Source organism: Brachybacterium endophyticum, assembly GCF_003130585.1.
GTDB classification, from domain to species: domain Bacteria; phylum Actinomycetota; class Actinomycetes; order Actinomycetales; family Dermabacteraceae; genus Brachybacterium; species Brachybacterium endophyticum.
This window is the reverse complement of record NZ_QFKX01000002.1, coordinates 946,143-959,130: the sequence shown is the minus strand read 5'-3', so window position 1 is coordinate 959,130 and position 12,988 is coordinate 946,143. Positions and strand designations below refer to the sequence as shown.

General features: G+C 70.8%; 14 protein-coding genes. 7 read left to right on the top strand and 7 right to left on the bottom strand.

Annotation, left to right across the window (positions count from 1 at the left end):
* Positions 1-17: 17 nt before the first annotated feature.
* A complete protein-coding gene (locus DEO23_RS08660; protein WP_109275550.1) occupies positions 18-644 on the bottom strand; it encodes a GNAT family N-acetyltransferase in 627 nt (208 codons plus the stop codon).
* 52 nt (positions 645-696) lie between these two features.
* Here DEO23_RS08660 and DEO23_RS08655 point away from each other — a divergent pair, with 52 nt between their 5' ends.
* From DEO23_RS08655 to DEO23_RS08635, 5 genes are all read left to right on the top strand, one after another.
* Positions 697-1,377, top strand: a complete 681-nt coding sequence (locus tag DEO23_RS08655; RefSeq protein ID WP_109275549.1) for a 5-formyltetrahydrofolate cyclo-ligase — start codon at positions 697-699, stop codon at positions 1,375-1,377.
* A 74-nt stretch (positions 1,378-1,451) separates the two neighbouring features.
* The gene (locus DEO23_RS08650; protein WP_109275548.1) at positions 1,452-1,793 is read left to right on the top strand and encodes an FmdB family zinc ribbon protein; all 342 of its coding nucleotides are present in this window, start codon (positions 1,452-1,454) and stop codon (positions 1,791-1,793) included.
* Positions 1,794-1,900: 107 nt separating this feature from the next.
* A complete protein-coding gene (locus DEO23_RS08645; protein ID WP_109275547.1) occupies positions 1,901-2,536 on the top strand; it encodes an SAF domain-containing protein in 636 nt (211 codons plus the stop codon).
* 77 nt (positions 2,537-2,613) lie between these two features.
* Positions 2,614-3,060 carry a large conductance mechanosensitive channel protein MscL gene (gene mscL / locus DEO23_RS08640; RefSeq protein WP_109275546.1) on the top strand — a complete coding sequence of 149 codons (447 nt, stop codon included), beginning with the start codon at positions 2,614-2,616 and terminating at the stop codon, positions 3,058-3,060.
* Positions 3,061-3,189: 129 nt separating this feature from the next.
* Complete coding sequence (locus tag DEO23_RS08635) at positions 3,190-4,101, top strand: HhH-GPD family protein (protein ID WP_109275545.1); 912 nt, start codon at positions 3,190-3,192, stop codon at positions 4,099-4,101.
* Positions 4,102-4,117: 16 nt separating this feature from the next.
* Here DEO23_RS08635 and DEO23_RS08630 read toward each other — a convergent pair whose 3' ends face one another.
* The 4 genes from DEO23_RS08630 to DEO23_RS08615 form a co-directional block, all read right to left on the bottom strand.
* A complete protein-coding gene (locus DEO23_RS08630) occupies positions 4,118-4,627 on the bottom strand; it encodes an amino-acid N-acetyltransferase (RefSeq protein ID WP_109275544.1) in 510 nt (169 codons plus the stop codon).
* On the bottom strand, positions 4,624-5,442 hold the full coding sequence (locus tag DEO23_RS08625; RefSeq protein WP_240613300.1) for a DedA family protein: 819 nt from the start codon (positions 5,440-5,442) through the stop codon (positions 4,624-4,626). The genes DEO23_RS08630 and DEO23_RS08625 overlap by 4 nt, the downstream gene beginning before the upstream one ends.
* Before the next feature lie 34 nt (positions 5,443-5,476).
* Entirely contained in the window at positions 5,477-8,137 is a 2,661-nt protein-coding gene (locus DEO23_RS08620) for an ATP-dependent Clp protease ATP-binding subunit (protein ID WP_109275543.1), read from the bottom strand.
* A 100-nt stretch (positions 8,138-8,237) separates the two neighbouring features.
* A complete protein-coding gene (locus tag DEO23_RS08615) occupies positions 8,238-9,611 on the bottom strand; it encodes an alpha-L-fucosidase (RefSeq protein WP_109275542.1) in 1,374 nt (457 codons plus the stop codon).
* A gap of 130 nt (positions 9,612-9,741) precedes the next feature.
* On the opposite strand from DEO23_RS08615, the gene DEO23_RS08610 reads away from it, so the two are divergent.
* Positions 9,742-11,229 (top strand): malate:quinone oxidoreductase, encoded by a 1,488-nt coding sequence (locus tag DEO23_RS08610; protein ID WP_109275541.1) that lies wholly within the window; start codon positions 9,742-9,744, stop codon positions 11,227-11,229.
* Positions 11,230-11,234: 5 nt separating this feature from the next.
* Positions 11,235-12,212 carry an aldose 1-epimerase family protein gene (locus DEO23_RS08605; protein ID WP_109275540.1) on the top strand — a complete coding sequence of 326 codons (978 nt, stop codon included), beginning with the start codon at positions 11,235-11,237 and terminating at the stop codon, positions 12,210-12,212.
* 44 nt (positions 12,213-12,256) lie between these two features.
* On the opposite strand, the gene DEO23_RS08600 is transcribed toward DEO23_RS08605, so the two are convergent.
* Together DEO23_RS08600 and DEO23_RS08595 are read right to left on the bottom strand one after the other, a co-directional pair.
* Positions 12,257-12,580, bottom strand: coding sequence for a histone-like nucleoid-structuring protein Lsr2 (locus DEO23_RS08600; RefSeq protein ID WP_109275539.1), 324 nt, complete (start codon positions 12,578-12,580; stop codon positions 12,257-12,259).
* A 170-nt stretch (positions 12,581-12,750) separates the two neighbouring features.
* Complete coding sequence (locus tag DEO23_RS08595; RefSeq protein ID WP_109275538.1) at positions 12,751-12,987, bottom strand: hypothetical protein; 237 nt, start codon at positions 12,985-12,987, stop codon at positions 12,751-12,753.
* Between the last annotated feature and the right edge of the window lies 1 nt (position 12,988).

The window sequence follows — 12,988 nt, the reverse complement described above, 5'->3', positions numbered from 1 at the left end:
CGCTGTGATTCAGCTGGTCACGACTCGCCCATCGCGCTCATGTGTTCTCGTCGGTACCGCGCGAGCACGCCGCGTCCGGCGGAGTCCGAGGAGACCTCCTCCGCCGTCAGCGCGAAGCTCAGGTGGTCGCGGAACTGGCCGTCGACGTGGATGAAGCGCTCGCGGATGCCTTCCTCGCGCAGGTGCAGCTTGCGAGCCACGCGCACGCTCGCCTCGTTCTCCGGGCGGATGTTGACCTCCACCCTGTGCAGGCCGAGCTCGGCGAAGCAGTGATCCATCAGCAGCGCCACGGCCCGCGGCGCGTAGCCGTTGCCGGCGCGGCCGTGGTCCACCCAGTACCCGATCGCGGCCGAGGACTGCGCCCCGTAGACGATGGGGCCGGCACTGACCTGGCCGGCCGCACGGCCACCGATGCACAGCAGCAGATTCAGATGCCGCCCGGCGCGGCCCTCCCTCTCCGCCCAGCGCAGCAGCTCACCGTGGGAGGGGCGACCGCGGCTGCGGTCCGGATCGGTCGCCTCCCACGGGGCCAGCCATTCGCGGTTGCGCACCAGCAGCATCTCGAAGGCCCGACGATCACGGCGACGCAGCGGACGCAGGGTCAGCTCGGCATCGGAGAGCGTGAGCGGCCAGGCATGGGGCATCCATCGATCGTAGCCACGCGCCGGCCTCCTGCTGCGGTGCCATGCTGGGGAGATGGACGACATCTCGAGGTCGGGCGAGCAGCAGGAGGCGACGGCGGTCGCCGGGGAGGCCGCTCGGCGGAAGCGAGCCCTGCGCACGTCGCTGCGGGCCGAGCGTGCGGCGACCTCCCACCGCGCCGTCGACGAGGACGCCCTGCTCGCCGCGCACGCGGACGCGGTGATGGACCTGCTCGACGGGATCCCGAGACCCACCGTGGCGGCCTTCGATCCCACCGCGACCGAGCCGGACGTCCGCCGACTCGTGCGCGCCCTGCTCGACCGGGGATCACGCGTCCTCCTGCCCGTACAGTCCGGGGACGGCGGCCTCGCGGGCGGCCACGGCCCCACCGAGCACGCGAGCGTCGACTGGGCCACCTGGGACGGTCGTGCACCGCTGGTGGCCGCCAGCGTCCGCGGCTTCGGTGCCGAACCGACGTCCGAGCGACTGGGCGCGGATGCGTTGGCACAGGTCGACCTGGTGCTCGCCCCCGCCCTGGCCGTCGACCTCTCGGGCACCCGGCTCGGTCACGGCGGCGGCTACTACGACCGCGCCCTCGCCCACTCCCGCGGGAGCACCGTGGTCGCCGTGGTCCACCCCTGGGAGGTGCTGGCGGCTCGTGCCCTCCCGCGTGAGGCCCATGACCGGCCCGCGCACGTCGCGCTCACCACGCAGGGGCTGCTGAGGCTCGGTTAGCGCACAGGGCGGCGGTACCATCGATCCGGCGCCGCCGACGGCGCCCCCGGATCCTCATCGCAAAGGACTGCCCCGTGCCCACCTACGTGTACGCCTGCAAGAACTGCGGACATCGTTTCGAGAAGTACCAGAGCTTCAGCGAGGACTCCCTGACCGTCTGCCCGGAGTGCGACGAGCAGGCGCTGCGGAAGGTCTTCGACAGCGTGGGCGTGGTCTTCAAGGGCTCCGGTTTCTACTCGACCGATTCCGCGGCTTCCAAGACCTCCGCGAACTCGGCGAACTCGGGGGGCTCCTCGCAGGACTCCGCCTCCTCGTCCTCCGGGTCCTCCGCGTCCTCCTCGGACTCGGCGGGATCGAAGGACTCCTCCAGCACCTCGAAGACGACGGCGACGGCGGGCTCCACGAGCTCGGAGTGACGCCCGGCAACCTCTGCGCCGGTCCTGCCGTTCCTCCACAGCACGCGCTCGTCCACAGCGGCGACTCCGCGGCCGACGGGGGCCGTTCGCGTACGTAGCGTGCTCGCATGCTCCGACGCCTCCACGCCTCACTCCCCCACTGGCATCGCGCGGTCCGCAGGCGGCGTCGGCTGCTGAGCGTGCTCCTCGCCGCGGTGATGATCGCCCTTCTCGCACCCGGCCTGCTGCCTGCCTCCGCCCACACCCGCAGCGTCGTGGTGGCCGCGCGGGATCTGGATGCCGGGACCGTCCTGGACAGTCAGGACCTGCGGAGCGTCGAGGTCTCCGAAGCACTCGCCCCCGAGGACTCGACGAGCACGACCGAGGACCTCAAGGGCATGCGCCTCTCCACGGCGCTGGGGAAGGGCACCGTCCTCGCACCGGGCCGTCTGCGCGCCGACAGCGAAGCCCCGGATCTGACCGGCCTCGCCGTGATCGCCGTACCGGTCGAGCCCGCACTGGTCCCCCGGCTCGGGATCGGGGACTCCCTGGCACTGATCACCTCGACCGAGGCCCCCGGCCGGACACGCCGCATCGACGCCACCGTGGTGGAGGTTCCCGAGAGCTCCGCTGGTTCGCGGGCGCTGGGAGGGACACCGCAGGTGGGCGGACAGGATGTCTTGGTCGCGATCGACACGGACGAAACCGGAGATGTCGCCCAGGCGGTGCGTGAAGGATGGCTCCAGAGCGCTCTCGTGTTCTAATTTCCCCTGCGGGTCCTTCCCCGTATTCCTCTGTGTCACCCCATCCCCCGCGCCGAAGCGCAGTTAGGACACGCACCATGAAGGGTTTCAAGGAATTCGTCATGCAGGGCAACGTCATCGACCTCGCGGTCGGTGTCGTGATCGGCGGAGCGTTCACCGCTCTGGTCACCGCCTTCGTCAACTTCATCATCAACCCGATCGTCGCCGCGGCCGGAGGTGCCGACAGCATCGGTCTGGGCTTCCACGTCATCGGCACGAACGACAAGACGTTCGTCAACATCGGTGAGGTCATCTCCGCGGTCATCACGTTCCTGATCACCGCCGCGGTGGTCTACTTCGTGTTCGTGCTGCCGATGGCCAAGGCGCGCCGCATGGCCGCCATCCGCCGTGGCGAGGACCCGGACGCCGAGCCGACCTCCCCCGAGGACGTGCTGCTGCTCACCGAGATCCGCGACCTGCTCCAGCAGCAGAACGCATCCGGCACCGCCGGCGGCCCGACCGGCGGGACCCAGCGCGAGCTCTGATCCGCGCCGCCGGCACGGCCGGTACGCGAAGAACCGCCGCAGCAGCGGCAGCCCACGACGGGGCGGGACCACCAGGTCCCGCCCCGTCGTCGCGTTCGCGCTCCCTCCCGCCTGGGGTACCGTTCCGGGGTGCCCGCCCCCGCCAGCAGCCTCCCCGATGCCCCGCAGGAGATCCTCGACGACACCGCGATCGACGCGGTCATCGACTGGTTCACCGTCGCGGGCCGGGACCTCCCCTGGCGCCACGACGATACGAGCAGCTGGAGCATCCTGGTCTCCGAGATCATGCTGCAGCAGACCCCGGTCGTTCGGGTGCTGCCACGGTGGCTGGAGTGGATGCACCGTTGGCCGACCCCGCGCGACCTGGACGAGGCACCGACCGCCGAGGTGCTGCGCGCCTGGGACCGACTGGGCTACCCACGGCGCGCGCTGCGATTGAAGGACTGCGCGCACGCGATCGTCACCGATCACGACGGTGAGGTCCCGCGGGGTCCCGAGGCCCTGCGTGCCCTGCCGGGCATCGGCGAGTACACCGCCGGCGCCGTGACGGCCTTCGCGCATCACGGGCGGGCGGTAGTCGCCGACACGAACATCCGCCGGGTGCTGGTGCGCAGCGTGAGGGGCGAGGCCTCCCCCGGTGCCGCCTTCACCGCATCCGAGAGAGCGCTCGCGACGAACGTCCTGCCCGAGGACCCTGCTCGATCGGTGCGCTGGAACCAGGCCGTGATGGAGCTCGGGGCGCTCGTGTGCACGGCTCGCTCCCCACGCTGCGACGCCTGCCCGCTGAGTTCCCGGTGCCGGTGGTTCACGGCGGGGCGCCCCGCGCAGCAGGGCCCGCCCGTGCGCCGTCAGGCCTTCGAAGGGACGGACCGGCAGATGCGGGGCCGCATCATGGCGCTGCTGCGTGAGGGCCCCGCCTCCGTCGATCAGGTCCTCGGCCTCGCCGACTCCACGGCCGACGACCGCCCGCAGCGATGCCTCGACTCCCTGGTCCGCGACGGTCTCGCGACCCTCGAGGAGGGGACCGTGCGCCTGCCCTGAGAGCGGTGGTGCGAGCTCAGTGTGATCCGAGCGGACGGATCATGCGGGTGTTGCCCAGGGTGTTGGGCTTGACCCGCGCGAGATCCAGGAACTCCGCGATCCCCTCGTCGTTCGAGCGCAGCAGCTCGGCGTAGAGCTCGGGACTCAGCGGGTCCGGGCCCATCTCCTCGAAGCCGTGCCGCGCGAAGAAGTCGACCTCGAACGTCAGGCAGAAGACCCTGTCGAGTCCGAGGGCTCGAGCCCGCTCGAGGAGGGCCTCCAGCATCCGGTGGCCCAGCCCCGTGCCCCGCACCTCGTCGCTGACGGCCAGGGTGCGCACCTCCCCCAGGTCCTCCCACATGACGTGCAGGGCGCCGCAGCCGACGATCGCACCGTCCTCGCGCTCGGCGACGAGGAACTCCTGGATCGCCTCGTAGTAGACCACGAGCTCCTTGCCCAGCAGGATCTGCCGCGAGGCGAGCGGCTGCACGAGAGCGTTGATCGCCCGGACGTCGGCGGGCAGCGCCGGACGCAGCTGGATGCTCATGTGGGGGATGCCGCCCTTCGGCCGTCGTGCCCCTCGTCGGTGGGGAGGTCGCGCTCGACGCTACGCGAAGGCTCCGCCTGCGCGTCGTCGCTGTCCACGTCCGCGCACTCGTCCTCGCTGTCGGCACGTACGGCGGCCGCGGCCTGCTCGGGAGCGTCCGCCTGCCCGGAGGTCTCGACCGCGCGGTCGTGGCGCCGATCGAGGCGATTGTTGAGCAGGGAGACCAGGCGCTCGACGATCAGGGCGACGACGACGGCGATCACCACGGCGACCGTGATCGCCAGCAGATGATTGTCCTCGAACCAGCTGCCGGCGATCGCGCCGATGGCGCAGGAGTAGGCGGACCACACGAAGGTCGCCGCCAGGGAGCGACGCCAGAATCTGCGCCAGGGATAGCGGACGGCGCCCGCGGTGAGGTTCACCGCGGTGCGGCCGAAGGGGATGTAGCGGGCGGTCATCAGGAACAGCAGGGCACGGCGGTCCAGCCCGCGCTCCGCGGCCTGGACCGCCGCCAGGCCTCGACCGCGGCGCAGGAAGCCGAAACGCTCCCAGCCCACGGTCCGCCCGATCAGGTAGGCGATGTTGTCCCCGGCGAAGGCGCCGCCCCACCCGGCCAGCGCCGTCAGCCAGATCGGCGGGACCGAGGAGGAGGCCCAGAGCGAGCTCAGCGCGACGATGACCGACTCGCTGGGCACCGTCGGGAAGAACGCGTCGACGGTGCACAGGCCGAACACCACGAACTGGACCCACCAGGTGTCACCTGCGGCCAGCACCCAGTCCTGGATCGCTGTCATCCATGTCGCGACGGTGTTCACGCCGGGCTGCTCCGGGCCTCCTCGATCCCCGCGATCAGCGGGACTGGCTCACGTCGGTGTCGGTCGCGGCGGCCGACCCCGAGGAGCCGTCGTCGGACGAGCCGTCGCCGGCGGCCTCGGACCCACCCAGGGAGGACGCGCTGGGCTCCCCCTCGGGATTGTCCGGGTGCGAGGCGTCCTCGGCGCGGGCCTCCGTCATCGCGCTGACGGAGACGTCGTCGGGCAGCGCCTCGAGGGCACCGCCCTCGCCGCGGCGGCGGAACAGCAGCTCGCCCAGCAGGCCCTCGCCCTCGGAGTCCACGACGATCTCGTCGCCTGCCGAGACCTGGCCGAACAGGATCCGCTCGCTGAGGGTGTCCTCGATGTCGCGCTGGATCGTGCGGCGCAGCGGCCGTGCACCCAGCACCGGATCGAAGCCCTTCTCGGCCAGCAGGCTCTTGGCCGCGGGGGTCAGCTCGATCGTCATGTCCTTGTCGTGCAGACGCTGGTCGAGCTTGCCGACCTCGAGGTCGACGATCTCGACGATCTCCTCGTGCGAGAGCTGCGGGAAGACGACCACGTCGTCGACGCGGTTGAGGAACTCGGGCTTGAAGTGCTGCTTGAGCTCCTCGTGGACCTTCGCCTTCATGCGCTCGTAGTCGGTGGAGAGGTCACCGCCGGCCTGGAAGCCGACCTGCACGCCCTTGGCGATGTCGCGGGTGCCCAGGTTCGTGGTCATGATGATGACGGTGTTCTTGAAGTCCACGACGCGGCCCTGCGAGTCGGTCAGACGACCGTCCTCCAGGATCTGCAGGAGCGAGTTGAAGATGTCCACGTGGGCCTTCTCCACCTCGTCGAACAGCACCACGCTGAAGGGCTTGCGACGCACCTTCTCGGTGAGCTGACCGCCCTCGTCGTAGCCGACGTACCCGGGGGGCGAGCCGAACAGACGGGAAGCGGTGTGCTTCTCGCCGAACTCCGACATGTCGAGCTGGATCAGGGACTCCTCGTCGCCGAACAGGAACTCGGCGAGGGCCTTGGCCAGCAGCGTCTTGCCGACGCCGGTGGAGCCCGCGAAGATGAACGAACCGCCGGGACGCTTGGGGTCCTTCAGGCCCGCACGGGTGCGGCGGATCGCCTGGGACAGCGCCTTGATGGCCTCGTTCTGCCCGATGACCTTCTTGTGCAGCTCGTCCTCCATGTGCAGCAGACGCGAGGACTCCTCCTCGGTGAGCTTCACGATCGGGATGCCGGTCGAGGCGGCGAGCACCTCGGCGATGACCTCCTCGGAGACCGTGGTCACCGCGTCGGTCTCGCCGTTGCGCCAGGCGTCCTCGCGCTCGTCGCGCTCGGTGCGCAGGGTCTGCTCCTCGTCACGCAGGGAGGCGGCCTTCTCGAAGTCCTGGCCGTCGATCGCCTCCTCCTTGCGGGTGCGGACGTCCTCGATCTTCGCGTCGTACTCCTTGAGCTCCGGCGGCGCGGTGAGACGGCGGATGCGCAGGCGCGCCCCGGCCTCGTCGATCAGGTCGATCGCCTTGTCCGGCAGGAACCGGTCGTTGACGTAGCGGTCCGAGAGGTTGGCGGCGGCGACCAGGGCACCGTCGGTGACGGTGACCCTGTGGTGCGCCTCGTACTTGTCGCGCAGGCCCTTCAGGATCTCCACGGTGTGGGCGATCGAGGGCTCGTCGACCTGGATCGGCTGGAAGCGACGCTCGAGCGCCGCGTCCTTCTCGATGTGCTTGCGGTACTCCTCGAGGGTAGTCGCACCGATGGTCTGCAGCTCGCCGCGGGCCAGCATCGGCTTGAGGATGCTCGCGGCGTCTATCGCCCCCTCGGCCGCACCGGCGCCGACGAGGGTGTGGATCTCGTCGATGAAGAGGATGATGTCGCCGCGGGTGCGGATCTCCTTGAGCACCTTCTTCAGGCGCTCCTCGAAGTCACCGCGGTAGCGGGAGCCGGCGACGAGAGAGCCCAGGTCCAGCGTGTAGAGCTGCTTGTCCTTGAGGGTCTCCGGGACGTCGCCGCGCACGATCGACTGGGCCAGGCCCTCGACGACCGCGCTCTTGCCGACGCCGGGCTCGCCGATCAGCACCGGGTTGTTCTTGGTGCGGCGGCTGAGCACCTGCATGACGCGCTCGGCCTCGCTCTCCCGGCCGATCACCGGGTCGAGCTCGCCGTCGCGGGCGGCCTGGGTGAGGTTGCGGCCGAACTGGTCGAGCACCAGCGAGCCGGCAGGCTGTCCCTCGGCGGGTCCGCCGGCGTTCGCGGGCTCCTTGCCCTGGTAGCCCGAGAGCCGCTCGATGACCTCCTGGCGCACCCCGGCGGGCTCGGCGCCCAGACGCGAGAGGACCTTGACGGCCGTCCCCTCGCCCTCGCGCAGCAGGCCCAGCAGGATGTGCTCGGTGCCGATGTAGTTGTGGCCCAGCTGCAGGGCCTCGCGCAGCGAGAGCTCGAGGACCTTCTTGGCGCGCGGGGTGAAGGGGATGTGCCCCGTGGGCGCCTGGTTGCCCTCGCCGATGATGTCGCGCACCTGGTCGCGGGCGGCATCGAGGGTGACTCCGAGCGCCTCCAGGGCCTTGGCCCCGACGCCCTCGGCCTCGTGGATCAGGCCCAGCAGGATGTGCTCGGTGCCGATGTAGTTGTGGTTCAGCAGGCGGGCCTCGTCCTGTGCGAGGACGACGACGCGCCGCGCGCGGTCGGTGAAGCGTTCGAACATGTCTCTCCCCCATCGGGTGGTGGTGATGGATCGAGCGTAGCGGCAGTGAGAGCGCGGATCGACGGCTGTTCGCCGCAGGCGTGACAGCGCCGTGGCCCGCTCAGTCCTGCGGCTCCTCGGTGCTCGCGCGCGACCCGGCGGGGAGGCAGGGCGCGGGGACGGGGCTGCTGTCGCCGTGGACGAGCACCTCGGTGAGTGCCGGGGCGGGAGCTCCGTCGATGCCGCCGATCTCGATCACCAGACGGTCCGTGGTGACGGGCGGGTCCAGGCGGTGGATGCGCCGCACGCCGACGGTCTCCCCGGCGGCGAGCACCGTGCCGGCCGGCCCGTCCGGCCGCGCCCCGTCGGGCCCCTCTGCCGGGAGCCGCACGGAGTGGGCGCAGATCCTCTGTCCCGCACCGAGCTCCTCGCGCAGTTCGAGGTGGTCGATCCGCTGCACCGCGGGAAGAGTGGCCTGCAGGCTCGTCCGCTGTCGGGTTCCCGGTGACTGCGGCCTGCCCGTGGTCTCGAGGCGGGTGGCCACGGGGGCGCCGAAGCGGGCGTCCAGGGCCTCGCGCAGCTCGTGCAGACGCGCGGCGTCGGCCGGGTCGATGCGGCCACGGCGATCCGGGGGGACGTTCAGCAGCAGCCCGGCGCCGAGGCCGACGGATCGGGCATGGATCGCCAGCAGGTGCTGCAGCGTCTTGGGCTCCTCCCCCTCCTGCCAGAACCAGCCGGTGCGCAGCGACACGTCGCACTCGGGCGGCAGGTAGCGGGCACGACCCAGGGCGGTCACCTCGTCGTCGTAATTGTTGAGGTCGGTGGACTCGGTGACGTACCAGCAGGGATCCGAGGCCAGACCGTCCTCGTTGCCCACCCAGCGGATGGTGGCCGGCCCCATGTTGAACACCATGGCGTGGGGCTGCAGGTCCTGGATGAGCGCTCCGATGCGGTCCCAGTCGTACTCGCGTCCAGCCGATCCCGCGCCGTCGAACCAGAGCTCGGCGAGCGGGCCGTAGTCGCTGCACAGCTCCCGCAGCTGGGCCAGGTAGAACTCGTCGTAGGCGGCGGCATCCTGGTAGCAGGAGGCGTGGCGGTCCCAGGGCGAGAGGTAGAGGCCCAGGCCCAGGCCGTGGGTCCTGCAGGCATCGGCGACCTCGCGCACCAGGTCACCTCCCCCGCCCCTGAACGGGGAGGAGGCGACCGAGTAGTCCGTCGTCGCGGTGGGCCACAGGCAGAAGCCGTCGTGATGCTTGGCGGTCAGCACCACGTACCGCGCGCCCAGATCACGGGCGGTGCGCACCCATTCGTCGGCGTCCAGGTCCGTGGGGTCGAAGCTCGATGCCGGCAGTGTGCCGTCGCTCCACTCCTTCCCGGCGAAGGTGTTCACGCCCACGTGGAAGAAGACCCCGAGGCCTTGCTGCTGCCAGCGCAGCTGGTCCGTGGTGGGGGCGGGGATGGTCGGGGCGGGGTCGTGCGTCGTCGCATCTGCCATGGGAGCAGTCTGCCAAGGGCGTGCGCCGGTGGTGTCCGCCCTCACTCTCCGCCCACCGCCCGACGGCCCGTGCGGCCGACGTTCCGGGGTAGCCTCGATGTCGTACATCGACGATGAGGACGGGAGTGTCATGGGCGAGCTCACGGTGGACGTGACCAGAGCGGATGCGGTGCTGATCGGTGGTGGCGTCGCGAGCGCGACGCTGGCGGCCCTGCTCAGCGAGATCGAGCCCGACTGGGACGTGCAGATCCTCGAGAAGCTCGACGACGTCGCCCTGGAGTCCAGCGAGGGGTGGAACAACGCGGGCACCGGCCACAGCGCCCTGTGCGAGCTGAACTACACCCCGCAGGACATCGACGGCTCCGTCAGCCCCGCCAAGGCGATCTCCATCAACGAGCAGTTCCAGGTCAGCCGGCAGTTCTGGGCGCACCTGGTGGAGTCCGGGAAGATCGCCGACCCGAGCGTGTTCATCAACTCCGTGCCCCACATGAGCTTCGTGCACGGCATCGAGAACGTGGACTACCTGCGCCGACGTCACGACGCCCTGGTGCGCAGCCCCCTGTTCGACTCGATGGAGTTCACCACCCGGCACGAGCAGCTCGCCGAGTGGGCTCCGCTGGTGACCGAGTCGCGCCCCGAGACGGAGACCATCGCTGCGACCTACGCCCCCGACGGCACCGACGTCGACTTCGGGCGCCTCTCCCGGGAGCTGCTGGACGTGGCCCGACGCGCGAACACGACGGTCTCGACCGGCTGGGAGGTCACCTCGCTGCGTCGGATGGGCTCGGACTGGGGCGTGATGGCACGCTCCGCCTCGGGCGAGGTGCGCGTGGTGCGCGCACCGTTCGTCTTCGTCGGCGCCGGCGGCAACGCGCTGCCGCTCCTGCAGGACTCGGGCATCCCCGAGATCCGTGGCTTCGGCGGCTTCCCGATCTCCGGGCAGTGGCTGCGCTGCACCGACCCCGAGATCATCGATCGCCACCAGGCGAAGGTCTACGGCAAGGCGGCCGTCGGCGCACCGCCGATGAGCGTCCCGCACCTGGACACCCGCTACATCGACGGCCAGCGCTCCCTGATGTTCGGCCCCTACGCGGGCTGGTCCCCGAAGTTCCTGAAGACCGGGTCGAACCTCGATCTCTTCGCCTCCATCAAGCCCGGGAACATCGCGCAGATGATGGCGGTCGCCCCGCCGAACCTGGATCTGATGAAGTACCTGGCCGGAGAACTCGTCGCCTCCCCCGCCAAGCGCTTCGACGCCCTGCGCGAGTACATGCCCTCCGCCCGCTCGGAGGACTGGGAGCTGATCACGGCCGGCCAGCGGGTCCAGGTGATCGCGCCGGATCCCAAGAAGCTCGGCGTGCTGCAGTTCGGCACGCAGCTGATCGCCGCCGGCGACGGGTCCATCGCCGGCATGCTCGGTGCCTCCCCGGGCGCCTCGACGGCCACCACGATCATGCTGGGGATGCTCGAGAAGGTCTTCCCCGAGCGCTTCGAGCGCTGGCGCGACGGGATCCGCTCCATGATCCCCAGCTTCGGGACCCATCTGTCCGAGGACGCCGAGGCCGCGAGAACGTCGCTGGCCCGCACCGCCCACCTGCTCGGACTCGAGGACAGCTGAGGACCATGCACCGCGCCGACCCCGCCTCCACGGACGACTCCCCCGCCGCCTCCGACGCAGCCGGCCCGCTGCGCGAACGCGGAGCGCTGCACCGGATCACCGCCGGGCCCTACGTCGCCGAGGTCTCGGAGGTCGGCGCGACCCTCGAAGGTCTCACGGTCGACGGCCGTGACCTGCTGCTGCGCAGCCCTGACGAGGGGCCCATGCTGTTCTACCGCGGCGCGATCGTGGCGCCCTGGCCCAACCGCATCGGCGACGGCCTCTACACCTGGGACGGCGAGGAGCTGCAGGTGCCGATCACCGAGGTCGAGCGCCACAACGCCCTGCACGGTCTGCTCAGCTTCCAGGCCTACGAGGTGGTCGAGGAGGCCGAGGACGCGATCGTCCTGGGCACGGTCCTGTATCCCACCACCGGCTATCCGTTCACGCTGGAGGTGAGGGTCGAGTACCGCCTGGAGGGGTCCTCGGGCCTGACCACGACGGTCCGCGCCCGCAATCGGGGCCGCAGCGACGCCCCCTACGGCGTCTGCCCGCACCCCTACCTGCTGGCGGGCCCGCAGTCGCTCGAGGAATGGACGGTCGTGTGCCCGGCCGCCACCGTCCTGGAGGTCAGCGAGGATCGACTGCTGCCCACGGGCACCGCGCCGGTGGATGCCGGCTCGGATCTGGACCTGCGGTCACCCCGGCCGATCGACGGGCGCTTCCTCGACCACGCCTTCACCGACCTGGCGGCGGACGCCGACGGGCGATGGCGGGTGCGGGCACAGGCTCCCGGCGGGACCGGGGTGGAGATCTCCGCCGACGAGAGATGCCCCTGGGTGCAGGTGCACACGGGCGATCGCCCGGAAGCGGAGAACAACCGCAAGGGTCTCGCGGTCGAGCCGATGACGTGCCCGCCCGACGCCTTCCGCACGGGCACCGACGTGGTGCGCCTGGCCCCCGGGGCGGCGCACGAGGTCTCCTGGTCGATCAGGGGCTGGTGACGGGCTCCGTCACCTCCGTGCGCGCCGCCGGGGTGCGCTCCGCGTCAGTTCGCGGCGTAGTACGCCTGGCGCAGCTCCTCGGGGATCCGGCCGCGGTCGGAGACCTCGTGGCCGTTCTCGCGGGCCCAGGCGCGGATCTTCGCCGAATCGCTCGAGGAGGCGGGGCTGCCGCCGGTCCCACGGATGCGACGGCCGGCGACGCGGCGGGCCCGTGAGGTCCACTCGCCGAGCTCCTCGCGGAGCTTGTCGGCGTTCTCCTTCGACAGGTCGATCTCGTAGGCGACGCCGTCGAGCGCGAAGCTCACCGACTCCTCGGCCTTGGACCCGTCGAGATCGTCGATGAGCTCAACGAACGTCTTCCGTGCCATGAGGGATTCTCCTTGATGTCGTGGGGCGCCGAACAGTCGTTGGACGCGGGCCCATTATCCGCACAGAGATGCTGAGAATTCAATGCGGATCGATAATCACGAGCGAAACGCGTGCATTTCTTCTCGATTCGCTCCCGGAAACGAGATGAGGCCCTGCGACGGTGAGCCCGTCAGGAATGGCCCTCGGTTCCGTGATGCGTCCCGGCTCCGTTCACAGCGGCGCGGGGTCGCTGGGGCGAGGACGCACGCCTCGCGGCGTCGTCGCGCAGCGCCTTCTCCGCCACCCTCTCCGCCTCGCGCTCACGACGGTCGGCGCGCAGGATCGCGCGGATCGCGAACCAGAACAGCAGCCCCACACCGATCGGCGGCAGCAACGACGCCGCCTCGTACCAGAATCCGCCGTCCATC

Bases quoted from the DNA above. Each gene is read 5' to 3' on its own strand.
- DEO23_RS08610 (WP_109275541.1), top strand. From the start codon at position 9,742: ATGGGCGAGCTCACGGTGGACGTGACCAGAGCGGATGCGGTGCTGATC.
- DEO23_RS08600 (WP_109275539.1), bottom strand. From the start codon at position 12,580: ATGGCACGGAAGACGTTCGTTGAGCTCATCGACGATCTCGACGGGTCC.
- DEO23_RS08595 (WP_109275538.1), bottom strand. From the start codon at position 12,987: ATGGACGGCGGATTCTGGTACGAGGCGGCGTCGTTGCTGCCGCCGATC.
- mscL (WP_109275546.1), top strand. From the start codon at position 2,614: ATGAAGGGTTTCAAGGAATTCGTCATGCAGGGCAACGTCATCGACCTC.
- DEO23_RS08615 (WP_109275542.1), bottom strand. From the start codon at position 9,611: ATGGCAGATGCGACGACGCACGACCCCGCCCCGACCATCCCCGCCCCC.
- DEO23_RS08660 (WP_109275550.1), bottom strand. From the start codon at position 644: ATGCCCCATGCCTGGCCGCTCACGCTCTCCGATGCCGAGCTGACCCTG.
- DEO23_RS08620 (WP_109275543.1), bottom strand. From the start codon at position 8,137: ATGTTCGAACGCTTCACCGACCGCGCGCGGCGCGTCGTCGTCCTCGCA.
- DEO23_RS08630 (WP_109275544.1), bottom strand. From the start codon at position 4,627: ATGAGCATCCAGCTGCGTCCGGCGCTGCCCGCCGACGTCCGGGCGATC.
- DEO23_RS08605 (WP_109275540.1), top strand. From the start codon at position 11,235: ATGCACCGCGCCGACCCCGCCTCCACGGACGACTCCCCCGCCGCCTCC.
- DEO23_RS08645 (WP_109275547.1), top strand. From the start codon at position 1,901: ATGCTCCGACGCCTCCACGCCTCACTCCCCCACTGGCATCGCGCGGTC.
- DEO23_RS08655 (WP_109275549.1), top strand. From the start codon at position 697: ATGGACGACATCTCGAGGTCGGGCGAGCAGCAGGAGGCGACGGCGGTC.